21 protein-coding genes are annotated in these 21,555 nt (G+C 38.2%); 12 read left to right on the top strand and 9 right to left on the bottom strand.

Going from position 1 to position 21,555, the window contains the following annotated elements; genetic code table 11:
- Positions 1 to 7: 7 nt before the first annotated feature.
- Together VB715_RS15750 and bioD are read right to left on the bottom strand one after the other, a co-directional pair.
- A complete protein-coding gene (locus VB715_RS15750; protein WP_323302168.1) occupies positions 8 to 139 on the bottom strand; it encodes a hypothetical protein in 132 nt (43 codons plus the stop codon).
- Between the two features lie 109 nt (positions 140 to 248).
- A complete protein-coding gene (gene bioD / locus VB715_RS15745) occupies positions 249 to 965 on the bottom strand; it encodes a dethiobiotin synthase (RefSeq protein WP_323302167.1) in 717 nt (238 codons plus the stop codon).
- Between the two features lie 311 nt (positions 966 to 1,276).
- Here bioD and VB715_RS15740 point away from each other — a divergent pair, with 311 nt between their 5' ends.
- Positions 1,277 to 2,233, top strand: coding sequence for a ribose-phosphate pyrophosphokinase (locus VB715_RS15740; RefSeq protein WP_323302166.1), 957 nt, complete (start codon positions 1,277 to 1,279; stop codon positions 2,231 to 2,233).
- Positions 2,234 to 2,338: 105 nt separating this feature from the next.
- Here VB715_RS15740 and VB715_RS15735 read toward each other — a convergent pair whose 3' ends face one another.
- Both VB715_RS15735 and VB715_RS15730 read right to left on the bottom strand, forming a co-directional pair.
- Positions 2,339 to 2,725: a type II toxin-antitoxin system VapC family toxin gene (locus tag VB715_RS15735; protein ID WP_323302165.1), complete on the bottom strand. Its 387-nt coding sequence runs from the start codon at positions 2,723 to 2,725 to the stop codon at positions 2,339 to 2,341.
- Positions 2,726 to 2,959, bottom strand: coding sequence for a hypothetical protein (locus VB715_RS15730; protein ID WP_323302164.1), 234 nt, complete (start codon positions 2,957 to 2,959; stop codon positions 2,726 to 2,728).
- Positions 2,960 to 3,069: 110 nt separating this feature from the next.
- Between VB715_RS15730 and VB715_RS15725 the strand changes: the two genes are divergently transcribed.
- The 3 genes from VB715_RS15725 to VB715_RS15715 all read left to right on the top strand — a co-directional run bounded on the left by VB715_RS15725 (position 3,070) and on the right by VB715_RS15715 (position 6,339).
- Positions 3,070 to 5,553, top strand: a complete 2,484-nt coding sequence (locus VB715_RS15725; RefSeq protein ID WP_323302163.1) for a dynamin-like GTPase family protein — start codon at positions 3,070 to 3,072, stop codon at positions 5,551 to 5,553.
- 83 nt (positions 5,554 to 5,636) lie between these two features.
- Positions 5,637 to 6,029 (top strand): KGK domain-containing protein, encoded by a 393-nt coding sequence (locus VB715_RS15720; protein WP_323302162.1) that lies wholly within the window; start codon positions 5,637 to 5,639, stop codon positions 6,027 to 6,029.
- A gap of 67 nt (positions 6,030 to 6,096) precedes the next feature.
- Positions 6,097 to 6,339 (top strand): HNH endonuclease, encoded by a 243-nt coding sequence (locus tag VB715_RS15715; RefSeq protein WP_323302161.1) that lies wholly within the window; start codon positions 6,097 to 6,099, stop codon positions 6,337 to 6,339.
- Between the two features lie 77 nt (positions 6,340 to 6,416).
- Here VB715_RS15715 and VB715_RS15710 read toward each other — a convergent pair whose 3' ends face one another.
- Positions 6,417 to 8,243, bottom strand: coding sequence for an FAD-binding oxidoreductase (locus tag VB715_RS15710; RefSeq protein WP_323302160.1), 1,827 nt, complete (start codon positions 8,241 to 8,243; stop codon positions 6,417 to 6,419).
- A 108-nt stretch (positions 8,244 to 8,351) separates the two neighbouring features.
- Between VB715_RS15710 and VB715_RS15705 the strand changes: the two genes are divergently transcribed.
- The 5 genes from VB715_RS15705 to VB715_RS15685 all read left to right on the top strand — a co-directional run bounded on the left by VB715_RS15705 (position 8,352) and on the right by VB715_RS15685 (position 12,239).
- Positions 8,352 to 9,290: an NAD(P)-dependent alcohol dehydrogenase gene (locus tag VB715_RS15705; RefSeq protein ID WP_323302159.1), complete on the top strand. Its 939-nt coding sequence runs from the start codon at positions 8,352 to 8,354 to the stop codon at positions 9,288 to 9,290.
- Between the two features lie 112 nt (positions 9,291 to 9,402).
- Complete coding sequence (locus VB715_RS15700) at positions 9,403 to 10,095, top strand: MBL fold metallo-hydrolase (RefSeq protein ID WP_323302158.1); 693 nt, start codon at positions 9,403 to 9,405, stop codon at positions 10,093 to 10,095.
- Between the two features lie 214 nt (positions 10,096 to 10,309).
- The gene (locus tag VB715_RS15695) at positions 10,310 to 10,834 is read left to right on the top strand and encodes a DUF3122 domain-containing protein (protein ID WP_323302157.1); all 525 of its coding nucleotides are present in this window, start codon (positions 10,310 to 10,312) and stop codon (positions 10,832 to 10,834) included.
- A 61-nt stretch (positions 10,835 to 10,895) separates the two neighbouring features.
- The gene (locus tag VB715_RS15690; RefSeq protein WP_323302156.1) at positions 10,896 to 11,450 is read left to right on the top strand and encodes a rhodanese-like domain-containing protein; all 555 of its coding nucleotides are present in this window, start codon (positions 10,896 to 10,898) and stop codon (positions 11,448 to 11,450) included.
- 3 nt (positions 11,451 to 11,453) lie between these two features.
- The gene (locus tag VB715_RS15685; protein WP_416336947.1) at positions 11,454 to 12,239 is read left to right on the top strand and encodes a sulfite exporter TauE/SafE family protein; all 786 of its coding nucleotides are present in this window, start codon (positions 11,454 to 11,456) and stop codon (positions 12,237 to 12,239) included.
- On the opposite strand, the gene VB715_RS15680 is transcribed toward VB715_RS15685, so the two are convergent.
- Positions 12,236 to 12,961 (bottom strand): hypothetical protein, encoded by a 726-nt coding sequence (locus VB715_RS15680; RefSeq protein WP_323302154.1) that lies wholly within the window; start codon positions 12,959 to 12,961, stop codon positions 12,236 to 12,238. The two genes, VB715_RS15685 and VB715_RS15680, sit on opposite strands and share 4 nt — an antisense overlap.
- 189 nt (positions 12,962 to 13,150) lie before the next feature.
- Positions 13,151 to 14,041, bottom strand: a complete 891-nt coding sequence (gene truB, locus VB715_RS15675) for a tRNA pseudouridine(55) synthase TruB (RefSeq protein ID WP_323302226.1) — start codon at positions 14,039 to 14,041, stop codon at positions 13,151 to 13,153.
- Between the two features lie 177 nt (positions 14,042 to 14,218).
- Here truB and VB715_RS15670 point away from each other — a divergent pair, with 177 nt between their 5' ends.
- From VB715_RS15670 to VB715_RS15660, 3 genes are all read left to right on the top strand, one after another.
- A complete protein-coding gene (locus VB715_RS15670; RefSeq protein ID WP_323302153.1) occupies positions 14,219 to 14,437 on the top strand; it encodes a type II toxin-antitoxin system HicA family toxin in 219 nt (72 codons plus the stop codon).
- Positions 14,424 to 14,642 (top strand): type II toxin-antitoxin system HicB family antitoxin, encoded by a 219-nt coding sequence (locus tag VB715_RS15665; RefSeq protein WP_323302152.1) that lies wholly within the window; start codon positions 14,424 to 14,426, stop codon positions 14,640 to 14,642. Before VB715_RS15670 ends, VB715_RS15665 begins: the two co-directional genes overlap by 14 nt.
- 289 nt (positions 14,643 to 14,931) lie before the next feature.
- Positions 14,932 to 15,543, top strand: coding sequence for a chorismate lyase (locus VB715_RS15660; protein WP_323302151.1), 612 nt, complete (start codon positions 14,932 to 14,934; stop codon positions 15,541 to 15,543).
- On the opposite strand, the gene VB715_RS15655 is transcribed toward VB715_RS15660, so the two are convergent.
- Both VB715_RS15655 and VB715_RS15650 read right to left on the bottom strand, forming a co-directional pair.
- Complete coding sequence (locus tag VB715_RS15655) at positions 15,535 to 16,017, bottom strand: GNAT family N-acetyltransferase (protein ID WP_323302150.1); 483 nt, start codon at positions 16,015 to 16,017, stop codon at positions 15,535 to 15,537. The two genes, VB715_RS15660 and VB715_RS15655, sit on opposite strands and share 9 nt — an antisense overlap.
- Positions 16,018 to 16,023: 6 nt before the next feature.
- Positions 16,024 to 21,411 carry a translocation/assembly module TamB domain-containing protein gene (locus tag VB715_RS15650; RefSeq protein ID WP_323302149.1) on the bottom strand — a complete coding sequence of 1,796 codons (5,388 nt, stop codon included), beginning with the start codon at positions 21,409 to 21,411 and terminating at the stop codon, positions 16,024 to 16,026.
- Between the last annotated feature and the right edge of the window lie 144 nt (positions 21,412 to 21,555).

Genomic DNA, 21,555 nt, shown 5'->3' with positions numbered 1-21,555 from the left:
CATATCTCTAGATAACTGTCATCCATTGATTGATATCTGATTCTATTTGTTCAATACTCTGATGTCCAAACCAACCTGATAGAATATTTAGCTGCTTATCAAAGAGAATCAAAGTAGGGGTTCCAGGTAACTGATTCATTGTAAATGTATAATGAATCATGGGTAATTTTATGAGGTAATTCTTCACCTGATTCTTGGATAGTTGCTTTTCCTCTTGATTTCCTCGAATAAAAGATGTAAGGTTCGCATTAGTTAATGTAGTTAAGGTTTTGTAATGACTCAAATCTGCTTAAGGTTATTATCAATTCTAAGTCTAAATTAGAAGCAACTTGAGCTAATTTATCGAGATCTTGAATATTTGATAAATGTGGTAAATTACCCAAAACGGGAATTTGTGTTAAAGATTCAATTAAATTAATCGGAGCCAGATCCGCTATTTCTTGGTCAGAAATAGGATAAGAACAACTCAAAATAATCCCTTTTAAATTAACCTTTTTTTGACGAGCTAACGCCACATTAGCTACAGTTTGCGCGATCGCCCCTAACTTAACTGGAACCACCAAAACCGTGGGTAAACGCCATTCTCCGGCAAGATCAGCCACCGTTAACTCCCAAGTTACCGGAGATCCTAAACCCCCCATTCCTTCCACTAATACAAAATCTTTGGTCTGTTGCAAGGAAATCAAAGCCCGCCAAACCTCGTCTAAAGGGATGGGACGTTCTTCTCTTTCTGCGGCGATGGGAGGAGCAACCGGAGTCTGAAAACAGAGGGGCGTAATAATATCAATAGCAGAATCCCCAAATAATTGTTGATAATGCTCTTTATCGCCAATTCCTGTCTGTATCAGCTTCATGACTCCCAGAGACTTGTGACTATAATAAGTTTGCCAATAAGCGGCTAGAGCAGTGGTTAAAACCGTTTTACCTACCTCTGTATCCGTTCCTGCAATTAATAGTGTCTTCATCTCGATTTAACCACCTTAACGATAATTTAATTATATTTTTAGCTGTCAATTTTTGGGCAATTTAAGGGAATTCTAAAACTAACCTCCTTCCCTTCTCCCATTATGGGTAAAAATCTCGAAAAGATAACAATATCAGCAGAAATCCTAAATCTCTGTATAATTTTGTTGATTTAAACCTGATTTCGATATGATCGGGAAAGGAAGAAAATCTGATCAGACAATCAAAAAACCTGAGATGATAGAGTTTGCCGTGAGTTGAGGGTCAAGAGTCTGCTGTGAGCCATACTCCCATATTAACGCTACAACCGACAATGCCATCATTGTCAGATAATAACCGCCTAAGTGTTTTTTCTGGATCAGCGAACATTCCTTTGGCCCAAGAAGTCGCCCGTTATTTAGGGATGGATATTGGGCCGATGGTCAGAAAAAGATTCGCTGATGGTGAATTATACGTTCAAATTCAAGAATCAATCCGAGGCTGTGATGTTTATTTAATACAACCCTGTTGTAATCCGGTCAATGACCATTTTATGGAATTATTGATTATGATTGATGCTTGTCGTCGAGCGTCAGCACGGCAAATTACCGCAGTTATTCCCTATTATGGTTATGCCAGGGCAGACCGTAAAACGGCTGGCCGTGAGTCCATTACGGCCAAATTGGTGGCGAATTTAATAACTGAGGCCGGGGCCCAGCGAGTTTTGGCCATGGATTTACATTCTGCCCAAATACAAGGCTATTTTGATATTCCTTTTGATCATGTTTACGGTTCCCCCGTTTTATTAGATTATTTTGCCACTAAAGATCTCTCTGATTTGGTGATTGTTTCTCCTGATGTGGGAGGGGTGGCCCGGGCCCGGGCCTTTGCTAAAAAGTTAAATGATGCCCCTTTAGCAATTATTGATAAACGTCGTCAGTCCCATAATGTTGCCGAAGTGATGAATGTCATTGGGGATGTTAAGGGCAAAACGGCGGTTTTAGTTGATGATATGATCGACACGGCCGGCACTATTACAGAAGGGGCGAAATTATTGCGGGAAGAAGGGGCGCGTCAGGTTTATGCTTGTGCGACTCATGCGGTATTTTCTGGCCCGGCCATTTCTCGGTTGTCTAGCGGTGTGTTAGAAGAGGTGATCGTTACTAATACTATTCCCGTACCAGAGGCCCACCGTTTTAAACAGTTAACGGTGCTTTCTGTGGCGAATTTATTGGGTGAAGCTATTTGGCGCATTCATGAAGATACTTCTGTTAGTAGTATGTTTCGCTAATAGAAAACCCTAATTATTTTTTTGAAAATCCTATCTGTTTTAAGGTAGGTTTTTTTTGTTTGATTGGAATAGGTTAATTGTGTACTTTTTCCCTAACTGGTTTTATTAAGGATAAGGAAGTAGATTAAGGGATTCAATAAAACAATAATCTCGCTGATTTTTACTTAACAAACCAATATTATAACCCATCGCAGTCGCAGCAATTAAAGCATCTGGAATCAGTAAACCATGACTTAGATAATACTTTTTAATTAAGTCAATTCCTAGTCCAGAAATTTCTTGATTAAGGGTTAATACATGAAATTGAATTAAAAAACTACTCAACACTTGTAACTCTGACTTATTACGACAACCCACAATTAACTCCATTACCGTAATGACAGAAACCGATAAAACTGCATTTTTCGCCTCATTAGATAAACGAGTTTGAGCGGTTATATCATCATTAGCAATATCAATTAAAATATCCGTATCCACTAAAAGATAAATCATCTAACCTTGCCATTGTTTTCGTCTTAATTGACGCACCCAATCAGAACTATTTTGCATTTCTGCTCTGTCCTTCCACATTCCGACAAAAGGCTGATTTTCTAGAGAAAAAGTTGAATAAACTGCTTTAAATTCTGGGTTTTCTACTTCTTTAAGAAGAATCATCGCAATTCTTTCCTGTTCCGATTCAGGTAATTGTTCAAGTTTAGCTATAATTTTATTGAGTGATTCAATCATTTGAGTTTCTCCTTTAGCTAAGTTAATAATATAATATCATTCTTTAGTGATGATTTACACTCATAATTGGGGAACTCTAAGAGAGAAATATCACTAACTGGATAATCTCTATGAGTCAAAGTCTTCCCCAATGTGAGCATTTATCTACTCATGTCAATCTTTTACTAGAACTCTTGTATCAAGAACATTCTTTGCGTTCTCAACAAGATGTAAGTACGATCGAAGCATCTCTAAAAAAAGCGGTTTCTCCTCAGTTTGAAATTGTCTTTGCCGGGGCATTTAGTGCGGGAAAATCTATGTTAATTAATGCCCTATTAGAAAGGGAATTATTGTATAGTGCAGAAGGTCACGCAACAGGAACAGAATGTCATATTTATTATGCCGAACCCGAACAAGAAAGGGTAGTTTTAACTTTTCTCAGTGAAGTAGAAATTCGAGAGCAAATACAGGCCCTTTGTCAACGCTTAAATCTACAAAATTCTACCAATATTAATCAAGCTGAAGTGAAGGACTTCTTAAATGAATGCTGTCAACAAATTATTGAACAAGAAGGGGGAGAAAATAAATCTGAACGGGCAAAACAAGCCAAAGCATTAATGCTTTTGTTAGAAGGGTTTACCCAAAATCGGGATCGCATTCATACTATTAATGCTGCTACTTATTCCATGGAACAATTTAATTTTTCTAACTTGACAGAAGCAGCAAGTTATGCTCGTCGAGGCAGCAATAGTTCGGTACTAAAAAGGTTAGATTATTATTGTCATCATCCCCTCTTAAAAGATGGCAATGTTTTAGTTGATATGCCTGGAATTGATGCCCCTGTAAAGAAAGATGCTGACCTAACTTATCGTAAAATTGAGCATCCCGATACTTCGGCGGTTGTTTGTGTTTTAAAACCGGCTTCGGCGGGGGATATGACAACAGAAGAAACGGAACTTTTAGAGAAAATGCGAGCTAATTTAGGCATCCGCGATCGCGTGTTTTATGTGTTTAACCGCATTGATGAAACTTGGTATGCTGCTCAACTGCGTCAACGTCTTGATAGCCTCATTCAAAGTCAATTTCGAGACACTTCAAGGGTACATAAAACCAGTGGGTTATTAGGGTTTTATGGTAGTCAAATTAAACATACCAATAGTAGTAACCGTTTCGGACTTGATACCTTATTTGCTGAGAGTGTTAAAAGCATGGGAGGAGAAGAAGAAACCCCCCAATTTGTCAGTGAATTCAACAATTATTGTGCCAATTCTGGTAAGTTAACCCGCACAGAATTTAAAGTATCTGTTCATGGATATGAAACCCCTAACGAAAATTATATCCGCATTCTCAGCGAATGGGGAATACCTCTGATTAATCAGTTAATTACTGATAGTGGAATTGAAGATTTTCGCAGTTCCATTACTCGCTATTTAACAGAAGAAAAAAGACCTCAATTATTTGCTACTTTAGCAGATGATTTACAACCCTTGTGCATTACTTTACGGAAATACTATCTTGATCATTATCGAGACTTAGAAAGTCAACCCCGTGAAATTGATGCCATGAAAGCACAGGAGTTAACTCGGTTAAATCATGAGTTACAAGAAGTGGGACTACAATTTAAAAAATATATTGCCAATGAAGTCAATGAAATCATTGTCAATGGTGACAATTTATTTGAAGAAGACTTCCAAAAACTAAAGGCAAGAATGGTCAGTCGTCTTGATGAATTAGTTAATACTTTTTCAGTTCAAAATGCCCATCGCAACGCTGCTTTAAGTCATCCACGCAATGCCACTGTGCCTTTAATTGCCATTTTAGTTGAGGCCTTATATTACCTCGCTAATGAGTTAGAGAATGTTTTAGTTGAGGGTGTTAAAACTTTAACTAATGCCTTTTGTCAACGTTTATTAGATCGGGTCAAACAAACCGAATATTACCGTAAATTATACCGTTTATTGGGCAATGATGGGGGAATAGAAAACCAATTAAAACAGGTAGAAATTAGCTTAATTCATGCTTTAGTAAGTGAGGCTAAAGTTGAATGCGATCGCTATGTACGAGAAAGTCCAAGGTTTTATGACGAAAATACATTTTCTATCTATCAATTTCGTCAAACTTTACAGCAGGTTTCCCAAGGTTATGACTGTAGCTGTATGGTGGAAGCTGAACCAGCAATTCGTCAATTATTGAAGTTAGATTTTGAGCCAAAAGTATCAGCAACCATCCGTAAATATTTCCGTCAAACCATCAATGAAACTCTGAAAAGTCAATTATTACCTATGGCAGATCAACAAGCAGATATAATCTTGCAGCAGTATGATCAAGCAAGGGAATATTTAGGGCAAACTTTGGAACAGGAAGCACAAGAAAAGATTGATAAAAATCTTCGCTTACAAGGAGAAATTAAGGAGAAAATTGAGGCATATAATGAGGCAGTTTTAGGCATTAACCATTGTCTCAAAGCAATGCAGGTTTATGAGCGTCAGTTACCCTTAATTGGTGAGGAAAATTTACAGTTAAAAGACTATGTTGTTAAGGCTGTAACTGTTGATAATTCGGTTAGTAATGGTAATGGGGATAGTGAAAATAGTGAGGTGTTGAATATTATTTAGGTTGTCGTTTTTAAGGTGGGCAATGCCCACCCTACTAAACCCGTACAAAGTTTCAAATACACAAAGTTTTTTAGGAGTTTATCATGAGTAATAATCGAGTTTTTGAGCATAATGAGTATTTAGAGAATGATGATGATGTGATTGCTTTTGGTGCTGATTCGATGCGTAAAACTTCTAAAATAAAGGATATAATTCGTGTCTTTTTAGAAGGTGAATTACCCAATAAATTAGTTGAATATTTAGAGAAGTCAGGAATACAGTGCGCTAAAATTTATGATTATAAAAATCGATCTACTAGCAATTATAAGTGGCTAACAAATGGCAAAGACTGTGAGATTTTAAAAGTAGGTTCTAACGGATGGAAAAAAGGTAAAATAAGACTTAAAATAACCTTAGAATTCATCCCTGATAAACCTGAAATTAATGAAATGGAGTCACCCTTAGATGATATTCGTCAATCGATGAATCAATCTTAGAATATTGTATCCATAAAGGTAGGGTGGGTATTGCCCACCTTACTACATCATTTTTTATAAAAAACCAATGACTAAAACCCCCAGAATACCGTTCCCAAAATCAGTTAGAGATTATATCTTTCAACGAGATAACTATCAATGTAAAAGTTGTGGCAAAAAACAACAAGAAACTATTTTAAACATTGATCATATTATTCCCTTAGCAAAAGGAGGTAGTAATGATATGAGTAACTTACAAACCCTTTGTCAACCCTGTAATCAACAAAAAAAACATCATTTTGATCCTCGTTTTCGTCGTCATTTTACTTAAGTTTAATGTTAACAATATACCCATAAAACCGTAGGGTTCAACGGCCGTTGACCCCTACCAAAGATTAATTAATGATGTTAAACATCAATCACAACTCGTCCTTTAGGATGAGCAATACAAGCCAAAATATAGCCCTCATTTTGCTCATCAGAACTTAAACCATCAGGATCACTATCATAGTGTATTTCTCCCTCTAATTTCTTCACTTTACAACTACCACATCCCCCACTCCGACAACTACAGTCAACCTCAATCATTTCCTGTTCAGCTAAGTCTAATAAAGACATTGTTTCATCACACATAACTTCTTTTTGTGACTGAGAAAATACCACAGGATAAGACTTAGTTGCAACAGGAGAGTAAACAGGTTTAGGTGCAGGAGCATGACCATTTTTTGTAATAGAATGAGTTGGTATTACAACCGCAGAATGACCATTTTTAGACTCAGAAGATACAGGAGTTTGTTTCTTAGCACCCCCAAAACTTTCTTGATAGTAATTGTTCATAGGAAACCCTAAACTCTCAGCCAAATTTTTGACCCCTTTCATAAACCCATCAGGGCCACAAACATAGATAAATCGTTCTTTAAAATCAGGACAAATAGCAGGTAATAAAACCTCATTTAAACGGCCTGTAAACCCCCACCAAGGTTCCCCAATAGCAGCGCGAGTTATGGTTAATGCGAGATGAAAATTAACATGATTTGCTGTCATTGCTTCTAATTCTTTGCGGTAAATAATATCATGAGGAGTTCTCGCACTATGTAAGAAAACAATGTCTCGATTTGCAACAGTATCTAAAGCCCAACGAGACATAGACATCATCGGAGTAATACCACTTCCTGCGGAAATAAATAACAGTTTAACCGCGTTATTATCGACACAGGTAAACTTACCAGACGGCCCGGTTAATTTGATTTCATTTCCTACCTTAATATGGTCATGTAACCAATTGGAAACAAGTCCAGGAGGTGCATTAGGAACGTCAGGTGGAGGGGGAACTCTTTTGACTGTAATTTCTAAAGTATGGGGCCGTGAAGGAGTGGAAGAAATTGAGTAGGAACGTTTAACTATTTGTCCATTAATATTAAGGTTTAAGGTGACAAATTGCCCCGGTTTATAATTAAATAATGTGGGAGAATCTGCCATAAATCGGAAGGTTTTAACATCCTCAGTGTCTTCAATAATATTAATACAACGGACGGTTAATTCTCCCTTTGTCCACCATTTCATTCCTTCTAAAATAGGGGTTTGCTCAAGGGAAGAATTAGCAGGAGTTAAAGACTGTTTAGAAATAGCAATATCAGGGGTTTTTATTGTTGGTAAAGGAGGAGATAAAGTGACAGATGGTTGGGAGGATACAGGAATTTTAGATGCTGCAATAGGAGATGAATTATTTTGAGTAACTGCTGTCTTTTGAGATGTTGAGTTATCAGCAGATTTTACTGAAGTTTCAGCCGTTTTTTCCTGAGTACGACTGTTTCTTCTAGTTAAGGATTTAATATTTTGTAAAGTTCGCTTATTGGCAGGTTTATTGTCTTGATTTTTTTTGTCTTTCCTTTTACTAAATTGGGATTTCTTTTTAACAGGAAGTCCATCAACAATTAAAACAAATTCACCAATGCGAATAATATCATCAGTTTCTAAAGGATAAGACTGCTCAGTTTTAACTATTTCATCATTAAATTGGGTGTTGCTTTCTCCTGTAATATCTTGGAAGAAATATTGTCCCCTTTCTGTAAATAACTTGCCATGAACTTCTTTAATTTTTATACTGGGAAGTACAAGACCACAAGTAGGAGAAGTGCCAATTAAACAACCATCATCTTTAAGACGATGATCACTTAATTCTAGTTCCTGATGTTCTAGGGGATGTTGTGAATTAAACAGCTTAATTTTTAGCATAGCGTTAACTTTGAAAAAAAATAATGTAACGTCTTGGAGCTTTTACCTTTAGAATGCCCAAAAAAATGCTAAAATTAACATAGCTGGAATCTTTTTTAAAAGACTGTCATGAAAGCTGTAATTTTTCATCAATATGGCTCCCCCGATGTTTTACAATATACAGAGGTAGCTAAACCTTCCCCCACTCCCGAACAATTACTGATCAAAGTTTTTGCCAGTAGTATTAACCCCATTGACTGGAAAATTCGGCGCGGAATGTTGCGTGTTGTCACGGGAAATAAGTTTCCTTTTTTCTTGGGTTCGGACTTTTCTGGGGAAGTGCTAGAAGTGGGTAAAAACCTTACTAACTTTAACACTGGAGATCAAGTTTATGGGTTCGTTAAGCCAAATTTTGGTGGTGCTTACAGCGAATATTTAGTAACAACTCCTCAGTTCATTTCTCCTAAACCGAATAACCTCAATTACTTGCAAGCTGCGGCGGTTCCTTTGGCAGCTTCTACGGCATTACAAGCCTTACGAGATCAGGCAAACATCAAAAATGGTCAAAAAGTCTTAATTAACGGTGCATCAGGTGGTGTAGGTACGTTTGCGGTACAAATTGCTAAGGCATACCAGACAGAAGTAACGGCTGTTTGTAGTAGCAAAAATATTCCTCTAGTACAACAATTAGGGGCCGATCATGTAATTGATTATACTCAAGAAGATTTTACAAAAAATGGGCAGCAATACGATATTATTTTTGATGCAGTTAGTAACCGTTCTTTTTCTGCTTGCAAAAATAGTTTAACATCTCAAGGTATTTATATTACCTTACTGCCCAGTTCGCAATTAATTATTGATAATGTTCTTGCCTTTTTTTCCAGTAAACAAGTAAAATTTTTATTAGCAGAAACTAAACCTCAAGATCTAGCTGAATTAACACGCTTAATTGAACAAGGACAAATTACCCCAATTATTGATCGCACCTATAATTTATCAGAAATTATTGCGGCCCATACTTACAGTGAAGAAGGTCATGCAGTCGGTAAAATTGTAATTGAGGTTTGAAAATTATCAATAATAAATATTTTGTAGGGTAAATTCATGAATTAACCCTAGGCACTGTCATATTACTAAATAGTTGTATAATGAAAGCATATAAGAAAATCACGATAAAGCCATGCTCTTTCGTCAATTGTTTGATGGGGAATCATCGACCTATACCTATTTAATCGCCGATCGCACTCTCAAAGAAGCGTTACTGGTTGATCCGGTTTTAGAACAAGTTCCCCGCGATCGCCAGCTTTTGCAGGAATTAGGACTCACCCTAAAATACTGTTTAGAAACCCATATTCATGCGGATCACATTACGGGAACGGGAAAACTGCGAGAATTAACGGGATGTTTAGGAATAGTGCCTGAAAATGCCAAAATTGCCTGTGCAGACCGTTTTTTAAGAGATGGGGAAACCTTAAAATTAGGAAATATCGTCATTGAAGCGATCGCAACTCCTGGCCACACCGACAGTCATCTGGCCTATTTAGTCAACCAAACTGCTGTGTTAACGGGGGATGCGTTATTTATTCGGGGATGTGGACGGACAGACTTTCAAAGTGGAGATGCGGGAACCCTCTACGACTCGGTGACGCAGGGACTTTTTACCTTACCAGAGGAAACCTTTGTCTATCCTGGCCATGACTATCGGGGACAAACGGTTTCAACTATTGGGGAAGAAAAACAATGGAATCCTCGTTTTTTGGGACGCGATCGCTCACAATTTATCACCTTCATGAATAATCTTAACTTACCAAATCCTAAAAAGATGATGGAAGCTGTTCCTGCAAATCAAAGTTGTGGCAAAATTGCAATGTAATTTGTCGATATTATGCAAAGGTTTAACAGTATTAAAGCAGGGCTATTTCATTCTTTCACATTCCCTCAGTCTAAAGCCTGGGGTTATACAAACGAAGCCCGCCTTCGCGGGCTTGGCGATGATAGCTGAACCCTTTAGGGTATCAGCGTCAGGGAGAATCAAATAGTCCTGGTGTTATGCCAAAAAATACAAATTGTTTGAATAAGGAGGAATCATGAAAAAACTTTTAATATTAATTTTGAGTATTGGGTTAACTTTATTATTAACAAATCCTGCTTATGCGTTAATTCGGGAAACCAAAACATCAGCGAATACTATACTTTATCAATCTCGACAAACCTTGCGAGATAAATCAGATCATTCTTGGCAAATCGTTTTTTTTAAACAAATTAAAGATGATAAACCGCCTCAAATCAATCTCAGATTAGTGGGATTTCCTGATGTTTTTGAATTTGCTCATCCTCAATCCTTAATTATTAAAATAAAGGATGATTTGATTGTAAAAGCCCCTGATATTTTTGCCAATGAAAAAGAAGCCTTTGCCCCCAATGTCGGACAATATGACTTTACTCAGATTCTGAATCAATTAGAAAGTAACAATTTTTGGGTTTTAGAATTACCCTTAAAAAACAACGATACTACTCTCAAAATTCCTTATTTTATCCTAGAAGAATGGACAAAAATTATCATGAAACCAGATCTAATATCTGAAACTTTAACAAGTAACACAGACTTCTAGGCTGTCACAAGCAAGATGCTTGTATTACAGAATTCATAGAAATAAAAATCAGGAGATTATTATGAGTCAAACAGTTAACAAAAACCAAGCAATTAATACCATTGATCCCGCAACTCTTAAACAATTAATTGATAGTAATACAATCACCTTAATTGATGTTAGAGAACCGGTAGAATATGCTAGAGAAAGAATTGTTGGAGCAAAATTATTTCCTTTATCGCAATTTAATCCCAATAAATTACAACAGGAAACAACAAATAAACCATTAATTCTCTATTGCCAAAGCAGTAACCGTTCCTATCAAGCAGCCCAAAAACTCCTAGCATCAGGTTACACCGAAATCAGCCATTTACAAGGAGGACTCAATGCTTGGAAACAACAAGGATATCCCACACAAATCAATAAAAATGCCCCGATTCCTATTATGCGACAAGTACAAATAGTCGCTGGTTCTTTAGTCTTTACAGGAACAATATTAGGCGCGTTTATTTCCCCTTGGTTTTTAATTTTAAGTGGCTTTGTTGGGGCAGGATTAATGTTTGCAGGAATCTCAGGAACCTGTATGATGGCTAACCTCTTAATAAAACTGCCTTATAACCAAATTAATAACCAATAAACCATCATGTGGATACAAATTATCGGTCATTTATTAGCAGGTTGTATTGGATTAAGTTTAGGATTATTAGGAGGCGGTGGTTCGGTTTTGGCCCTTCCTATTTTAGTCTACGTCATGGGCATTTCTCCCAAACCTGCGATCGCCATGACCTTAGTTATTGTGGGAACCGTTAGTTTAATTGGAACCATACCCCATTGGCGAAAAGGCAACATTAACCTGAAAAAAGCTTTAATATTTGGCCCATCAACCATGGCAGGGGCGTTTTGTGGGGCAAAATTAGCTCATTTGCCCTTTATCACAGAAACCCTGCAACTTTCGTTATTTGGGGTGATGATGTTAGTCGCCGCTATTTTCATGATTCGTAAAGGTTCCCTGTCATCTCCAGAAAAAAAAGAGGATACTGAGTTGTATCCTCCTCCCATCTGTCAATATTGTTGGCTGTGGCTGATCACTGAAGGGCTAGCCATCGGCATTTTAACGGGGTTAGTAGGGGTTGGTGGCGGTTTCGCCATTGTTCCCGCCTTAGTTTTGTTGGGCAATACCCCCATGAAAGAAGCTATTGGTACATCTTTATTAATTATTACTCTCAATTCCCTCGCAGGGTTTCTGGGTTATGTAGGAACCGTTCCCTTAAATTGGGGTTTAATGGCATCTTTTACCGTTGTTGCTGCCTTCGGCACCTTTTTGGGGGCTTATTTATCCCAATACATTGAGGGTAAGCAGTTACAAAAAGGCTTTGGTTATTTTTTGATCGCCGTCGCCACCTTTATCCTGGTTCAACAACCTTAGAAGAAGCTGAGACGATAGCCATTCCCCCGATAGTTGTTATTGGCAACGGAAAAACTCGATTGTAAGGTAACGGTTAAATCTTGGTTCGGATCGATCGAAATCACTTCACTTTGTCCTCCCCCGATGATTCCAGCTTCGGGTAAACCCCATCCGGCCAAGGTTCCCACAGCGGCCCCTGCTAACACTTCTAAGGCATCAATACTGCGATCGCCTGTGACTCCGGCAATAATAGCAGCGGCCCCGGCCCCTGCTACCGTTCCCCCTAAAATTTCTCCAATACTGGCCCCTTCGTTAATGGTTTCTGTTGTGGTCACTACCGCAGAGTTAGAATAAAAAGGATAGGTTTGACCATTGATGATGATTTCACGGGAAACAAATTGAGATCCACCTCTGGCGGGGCGAATTTCTCCCACCACGTCGCTACCTGCGGGAATTAAGACATTTCTGTTACCATCTCGAACAGTGGCGGCGGTTTTTAAGGTAAGTGGGACAATTTCTGTTTCACTGACTAAAATCTTTTCTCCATCATCAAACATCATAGGAATTCGTGTTCCTGCGGGAATGGCGACGGTTCCGCTGCTAGGTGTGGAATTTCTGCTAGGTTGAGGTAATAATTGCGCTGTTGCGGGTTGTAAAGGATAAAAAGGGACAATAGCTGTAATTCCCATTAAGAGGGCGATCGCTGTATAAGTGCCTGATTTACCATAGTTTAAGTTAAACATAATTAAGCCTCCCTTTGCCTCACACCGATTGATTGGGTGTTGATTTATCATTAACCTCAGCTTAGGCGATCAACTCCTGGGATGTCAGTCCCATTTTTTGGGAAAATTTGGCTTTAATTTTGATTCTTAAGTGGAAAAAAAGGGAAGTATTGATAATTGATAATTGTAGGGACATAACACTGTTCTGTCCTAGTACAATTTAATAACTACTTGGGGAATCAGTAATTGATAGTCATCTTCTTCCCTTAAATTTCCAATCCCTAAAAATTCTCCTGTTTCATCATTAACTCGTATAATTGAAGATAATAATTCAAGATTAATAGGGATCTTTTGACCTTGACACCAGCGTTTACCTTCTTCTAAAGATAGAGTAATTATGGGTAAATGTTTTAGAACTAATTCCGGTTTAATTAAGGAAAAAGTTTCTTGTTCAATTTGTATTTTAAGTTCTTCTAATGTAATTGTTTCTGATAGTATCATCCCACAACTTTCGGTGCGTTTTAACCCGGCCAAGGTTCCCCCAATATTTAATTTTGTGCCAAGATCTCTGGCGATCGCCCGAATATAAGTCCCTGGGCCGCAATATATATCTAAGTCTAATTCGGGAAATTCCCCAGGATACCACCCTAATATATCAATTTTGGTGACTTCAACCGTTCTTACGGGAACTTCTACGATTTCCCCTTTCCTAGCTAACTCATACAAGCGTTTTCCGTCTTTTTGAATAGCACTATAAGCCGGGGGAATTTGTTGAATACTGCCAATAAACTGCTTTAATAGGGGTTGAATGTCTTCTAAGCTTAAATTAGGGGTCGGTTGCGTCTTAATTACCTCTCCTTCGAGATCATCCGTTGTAGTTTGCATTCCTAGACGAATTTTGGCATGATAAGACTTATTTTCCGGCAAAAATTGCAATAAACGGGTTGCTCTTCCCACGGCAATGGGTAAAACTCCCGTTGCTAAAGGATCAAGGGTTCCACCGTGGCCCACTTTCTTTAATTTTAACAGTCGTCTCACTCTAGCGACGCAATCATGAGACGTTAACCCCGATGGTTTATTTAAAGCCATGAATCCTAACATATATTTCAGTGTAGCATTTGTCACTAAATTAAGTCAAAAAAATGCTGACACTGATTAATAATTGTCCCAGGAATGCCATTATTATCGGTTCTGAGGTTGAATTGAGTGGTGAGAATAGTCATGAGTTTGTCCTCTTAAGTTATAATCAATAGATGAACAGAAAAACTTAGTGGCAAAATGCCTAAAAAAGTTAGAGAGTTAAAGCAAATGCTACGCAAAACTGGGTTTATTCAAAAACCAGGAAAAGGTAGTCATACAAACTGGGTACATTCTCTGTATTCTGGTAAGATAACAGTTTCTGGAAAAGACAGTGAAGATGCAAAGCTTTATCAAGAAAAAGAAGTAAAACAAGCAATTCAAGAAGTTAAGAGGAAGCGAGAAAATGGAACAAATTAAATATCGCATGGTCATTCAATGGTCTGATGAAGATGATTGTTTTTTGGTAGCATTACCTGATTTTCCAGGGCAATATTGGCGCACTCATGGAGATACTTATGAGGAAGCTGTTGCTAAGGGAAAAGAGGCTATAGAATCCCTAATTATTGCTTATGAAGCTGATAATGAAGCATTACCTGAACCTCTATTTTGTAGGATGGATTAGCGATAGCGTAACCCATCAAAACCTATCAGAATTAATCTCAATTATTGGGTTTCCTTACGTCAACCCAACCAACAAATAAAACAGGTGTTAGTTTTTCTATTTGCTGAATAACAGTTTCTAGGACAGAATTGCTCATAAATCGTGATAATTCTTTTAAGTTTAACCATTATAACAAAGGGACGCAAACCCTATCGCTTACGTCCCCAACCCTCAATTAAGGTTTATTGATTAAATAACTAAGGTTTTGCTATGATAAAACTTAAAGATTAGTGAAGTTTTATTAAGAACCTTGACAGCTAACCTGAAACCCTCTCACAGCAGCACTTTAGCCCATAAATGGCACGCCCTTGACATTATTTGGGAAGGCGGCGAAGATATCGTAAAGCAAGGCTTACCCCATTCTCAATTATCCCCTGCGTGGCAAATTTTATTATTGGGGGATGGTTCCCCAACTCGTCATTTACAATTGTTAACGACGGAAAAAACCGAGATTGATCTGATAGATATGTCTCCCATTGGTAGCGAAAATGATGGGGCCCCACCGCAGATTGACATTATACCTGAACCGAGGTTAAGACGACAGGTGTGGTTAAGGACAGCTTCTGGTCAAAGATTAGCTTATGCTGCTTCTTGGTGGGATGGAAACCATGTAGACGAGTATCTACAAAATCGTTCTTTACCCATTTGGGAGAGTCTGTCACGGTTACATACGGAATTATACCGCGATATCCAAGGGATTTATTCTGGTAATTCTTCGGTATTAGAAGACGCTTTTCATGAAAAAGGGCCTTTTTGGGGACGACATTATTTATTTTGGCACGATCGCAAACCTTTGACTTTGATTTATGAAGTTTTTTCCCCTTATTTACAGAAATATCTGGGAGAAATGAGTTTAAGTTAGTTTTTTAATATAAGCGCGATCGCAGCGTTTTGTCTCGACTTCTGTAATGGGTTCATAGCCTGATTTTTCATACAAGATCACGGCTTCTTCTAAAACACTTGCTGTCTCAATAATAATGGTTTTAAAGCCTTTTTGTTGAATGACAGTTTCTAATTGTTCTAATAAAAACCTTCCTAACCCTTTACCTCTCACATCAGGTAATAAATACATCTTGCGAATTTCTACAGCATGATCTTGTTTATGGATGGGATAATAAGCAGCAGTGCCAACAATTTTACCCTGGTTTTCAATTATCCAAAATTCTCCCCCAACCTGTAGATAAAATTGCTCAATTTCTATCACATCTTGGTCAGCTTCTTCGGGTTGCCAAGGTAAACCATATTCCTGTAATACGGTTTCAATTACTTTAGCAGCTAGAAGGCGATCGCTCGGTTGCCAATCTCTGATTAAATAGTTTTTATAGTACGTTTTCATCTGCACTTAAAATCGCTGTTCAAATTGAATACTTCCTCTATTATCATCAGAAAAATTACTCGATCCTCGTAAGGTTGTACTGTCATTAATACGATAACGAAGACCAAATTGTGCTGGGCGATCGCTGTTCATAATTTTCTGAATTGATAGGGATAAATCTTGAGTCACATTAACCCCTGCTTCTGCTGCAACCCCGATAGAAGAAGAATCAATGCGATCTTTTTCATTAATTAATGGGGTGGGAAAAATGCGAAATTCATTGAGTCCTAAAGCTTCTCCAATGGCCCCTTGAACTGGGCCTAATACAGCACTTCCCGCTAAATTTGCTAATCCTAAAGTTGTCTCTCCTGTCCCTAATGTATTCAGGAAATTTCCCCCTAATAAGGTAATAATTTGTTGCTGACTTCTTTTCGGTTGACTACTCAGTTGAATTCCATTGGTAATTTGACTAGCAAACCCTTGAACTTCTGCTTGAATTCTCACCGTTTGTAAACTATCCTTGTTCGCACTAAAGGGTTCCTCAACTTCTGAAGAAAGGGGGTCAATACTCACTGTATTACGATTGGTTTCTGTGGCCGCAGCAAAGAGTCTAATATCTAAGTAAGGATCGAGTCCTTTATGGGGATAAAATTGGGCGATATTATTGTCACCCCCGGCTAATCTTAACTGACTAGCAAATAGATTCACCAACCCATTTTCTAGCTTAATTTGACCTTCCGGTTTGGGTTGGTTTAAAGTGCCATTTAAGGTTAACCCTCCCGTCGCTAAAAAGGTTAAAATTGGGGGGCGAGTAATCAGAATTTTTTCTCCTAAAATTAATCTTAACCCCGTTAATTCTGTAGACCCTAATAACCCCCCACGTTGGTGCATTTCTGCCATTCCTTCCCCTAATAATACCTGACCATTAAATAACTGAACATCGCCGCCAATTTTAGGCTTTAAGGCACTTCCAGCAATGTTTAATGACCCTGTAACACCCCCCTGATAGAGTTGAGGAAGATTGAGGGCTAAATTATTAAATTGAACGGTTAAGGGTTGTTTTTGTGGGATTTCTGTCAGTAGAGGTAAAGAACCCATCATGGCGACTTGACCCCCGCTAAATTGCCCTGTTAAACCCTCAACCATAATCTGATCTAAATTAAAGAAGATTTTGCCCTGAACTTTGGTTAAAGGGGCTTGGGGCATCATTTGAGCGGCAATGGTGGCATTTTTAATCTGGGCTAAACCCTCTCCTTGCAGTTGGGTGGGAATGCCCCGTTTCGGGTCAACCCTTCCTGATAGGGTTAATTGTACGTCTCCCTCTCCCCCTAACCAAGAAATTTGTCCTTTGCTGAGAATATTGAGGAGGGTTAATGCTTCATTTCGGGCCTGGAATTTGAGAAATAGGCGATCGCTTTCGGGTTTAACTTTGGCCAAAGGAAACTGATAGGGAAAGTTTCCCTCCATGATCAAGGGTTCACTCTGACGCGCTAGGTTACTACTGGCCGTAAAATTAAACTGACCGCGACTATAGGTAAATTGTCCTTCTGTTGCACCTAAAGGGGTTTGGTTAATGGTTGGGTGGTTGATCGTCAGTTTTCCTGTTGCTTGGGGGTTGTCACGGGTTCCTTCTAACTTCATGCTTCCGTTGAGTTGTCCCCCAATATTGACGGTTTCTGGTAAGTCTACCCAAGTTGACACCGTTTCTAAGGGAATATTGATGACTTGAAGGGTTCCCTGTTGCATCTTATCCCCAATGCGGCCAGCAAAAGCGATCTGACTGTCTCCTAACTGCAAGTTTAGGGGTTCTAAGGTCAAAATTCCCTGTTTCCAGTTGCCTTTGGCCTGAAATTGACTTAACCCATAAGTCCCCCATTGCCAATTTTCTCCTTTTAGCTCAAAATTCCCGTCTAGTCCAGTTTTGGGAGCAAATTTAAGGGCCAACTCACCATTAAATTTGCCTTGTAAGTCTTTGAGGGGGGGAAGGGGTGACGTTTTTTGCTGTTGTTGCTGTTGCTGTTGCAACCATGCGTTAATATCTGCAAAATGGGTCAAGCGATCGCTGAGAGAAACGTTATCCGTCCCGACGGTTGAAAGGGGAGGAAGGGAGGAGGGGTCTTCAGGAGGTTTTGGATAGAGATCGGCAGCTTTGGCGTAGTTTGGCGGGTTTAAACCCCGTTTTAAGTCTGTTAATTCAAAAATTTGTAGGGTTTCTAGGATATCTTGTAAATTGCCTTGATTAATGCCTATATTAGCTACGAGATCAGGCCCTTGGGGGGTTGCAGTATATTTGCCATTGAGGTCATATTGACTGTTATTGCTGGAAAATTGACCATCTTTTAGGGCTAAACTTCCTTTAGCATAGTGAAAGTTCCCTGTAAATTCTTTTCCTTTGATATTTCCTATCATGGGGTTAAGAATGGCAACTTCTTGACCTGCGATCGCCCCTGTTTTAAGATTAACGGTAAATTGACCGGACAAGTCCCCTGCTATAGTTTGGGAAAGTAGGTTATTAGGGGTTTTATACCAAGTTTTGGCGAATTTTTGCACTAATTGTAAGGGAATATCTTTGGTTGCAATGATAAATTGTTCTTGTTGACGGGTTGCGGTTGCTTGTATTTTCCCCTGTTTGATGGCTAAGGTTAAGGGGTTTAATTTGGGATCTAGTTCTAGATGAAGTTGATCGGTTTTGCCATTTAGTGCTATTTTAATTCCTTTTTGGGGATTTCCTTGAATATCTCCCGTTAATACAGGTTCAAACTTGAGTTCTCCTATGTTTAGATTAACTAGGGCCATTTCTCCGTTAATGGTGGGAAGTTTGGGAGTTCCCGCAACTACTCCATCAAAATCGACTTTTCCACCATAATTTAACCCCGGAATGGGAGAGGATAGAGGTAAATTGATTAAATTAAAGTTTTTGGCGGCAATATCCAGGAAAAATCCCTCAATCATGGCTAATTGCTCAGATTTTCCTTCTAAACTGATGTCTATCCATCCTTTTCCCTGTAAACCAGATGCGCTGACGTTTTCTAAGGTTAACCGTTGTCCATTCCAACTGACTAAAGTTGTCAAGGGATGGTCAAACTTAGATAATCCTTGACTTAAGCTTAATTCCCCTTTAGCTTGTAAATACTCAGGGGAAATATTTGTTAATAATCCACTTACAGTTATTTCGCCATCTAAATTGCCTTTTAACTGAGAAGAAAAAGGCGTTAAGGCAATAGATTGAGGCAATAAAGTTGTCGTAAATTTTCCGTTAGTGATGGTTACAGCTTGAGCCGTTATCGTACCTTTGGCTAGGGCTAAATTGCCTTTTCCTTGAGCTTTTAGACTATTTAAGGGGGAATCAATGTTACCGGATAGTGTTAAATGACTATTTAATTTGCCGTTTAAATATTGGGGAATTTGCTCACTTAAATGATTAAAACTGACATTTTCTGTCATTAATTGGGTTGACCAATTTTTTTGATGTAATTGGATATTTTGGGCTTTAATTTTTCCCCCACCAACGGCTAACATTCCCTCTCCCTTTGCTTGAATTTCCTTTAAGTTAGAATTGAGATTGCCTATAAGATCAAAGGTACCATTAAAAATACCATTAATCGGAATTGTGGGGACAATTTTGTTAAGGTTGACTCCCTGTATGCCTAAATTTGTTTGCCAAACCCCCTGAGATAACTGTAAGTTTTGCGCGTTAATTTCCCCATTATCTAAGATTATTTTAGCTTGTCCTGTTGCCTTTAAACTTTCATTAATTGGTTGATTAGTTTGACCAGCAATTTGAAACTGTCCCGTTAATATTCCTTGTTTAAAAGGAACCTCTAATTGATTCAAATTAATAGTATCAGCGATAATATTACCTTGCCAATTTCCTCCCATATAGGTCAAATCATAAGCATTAATTGTTCCTCCTGCCAGTTTAAAATTAGCAGTTCCTTTTGCTTTAAATGTCTTTGGTTGTTTCAAGTTTCCCGACAAATTTATCTGTGTTGACACTTGGCCCAAGTTGCGGGCAACTGTCTCATTATAAAGATTAGCAACAGAAGCAGAGGGAATATTTTTCCCTTGTAGATCAACGATAAACTTGGGAGAAGAAGGATTTAAGTCGAGCTTTCCTGTTCCTATAATTTTCCCTCCTAGGGTGGGAATTGCTCGAAAATCTTTAACAATTAAATGAGACTTATTTAGTTGTAAGTTAGCATCAATTGACTGAAAATTGACCCGATCAATTTTAGTTATTTTATCATTAGAAAAAGCAATCAATAAATTAGGATTATTCAAATCCCCCTGAACCGTAAAAGAGGCTTTGAGATTCCCTGACAGGGGGATTTTGGGGGCTGGTTGTTTAATACTTTTAAAGATAGATTGAATGGTAGTAGGTTGAGTTTTAGCCGTTAAATTATAGCCCTTTTCAAGATCAATATTTCCCCGCACCACTCCCGTCACTTCCCCAAATCGAGTCACTACCTCATCAAACTTAATTTGTCTATCTTTAAAGCGTAATTGTCCTTGAGTTTGGAAAGGTTGAGGAAGGGTTGCGACTTTTCCAGTAACTTGATGAAGGGTTGCCACTCCTTGTAACCTTGGTAATTGATTTCCTCTTAGTTTAACCTCTAAATTAGTATCAAGTTTACCCTGTTTTAAATCTATCGGCAGGGGAATTAAACGACTAATTTCCGTTGCCGTAAGTTGATGACTTCTCAGCAATAAATTAACTTCTTGATTTTGAGTATCAGCAACCCCTGAAATCTTAAAATTGCCTCCCTTAACTAAATGGGAGTCTACCTCAAATTGAATCTGATCATCATTGTTATTATCTTTAATAAACTTTGTTTGACTCGATAAATCCTTTAATTGAACAGATGCTTGCGTTTGCCCCATGATCGACCGAGAAACCAAGGTAGCATCAGCATTTTTTATTTGTAAAGCTTTTAATTTAATGGGATTATTAGGCTTCAGAGAATCAAATTCTGTTAAGATCCAATTGCCTTGTTTTCCCTGTTCAAGATAAATATTAGGAGAGACAACAGTAACAGAAATCTCTAACTTTTTTTCGATAATAAATTTAATCGGATCATAACTGATCGCCAAAGCAGACATAGAAACTTTAGCAGGATCAGTCGGTGTGGTTAAAATATTAGTTTCCCCAAAACGGACTTGATTCAGAGAAAAAGATTGCAAATTACCCAATTTAACGGGACGATTGAGAAAATCGCTTAATTCCTGTTCAACCATTGGGGACAGATATCGCTGTATGAGTAACCCCCCCGCAACCATACCCCCACCCATTCCTATCACCAAGACAGTCGCACCCCACCCCATAAGAGAACGATAACGTCGTTTTGCTTGGGGTTGCTTTTTGAGAGGACAAGGTAAGTCAAAGTCCCGTTTTTTGTGGGAACGGTTTTTCATCATAATACTGTCTCACACCACCAAAGTCTCGGCTAATTACTCAGGGATTTTGTCTTTACATTATAGTTGTTAAGGAAAAATAAGGAGCTAAGGATACATTTTTTAAAATAACCCTAGCTAATATTTTGTATCAATTCCCACAATAAT

It is taken from the genome of Crocosphaera sp. UHCC 0190 (assembly GCF_034932065.1).
Lineage (GTDB): Bacteria > Cyanobacteriota > Cyanobacteriia > Cyanobacteriales > Microcystaceae > UHCC-0190.
Note: the sequence above shows the minus strand (reverse complement) of the source record. Positions and strands in the feature narration are given on the sequence as shown.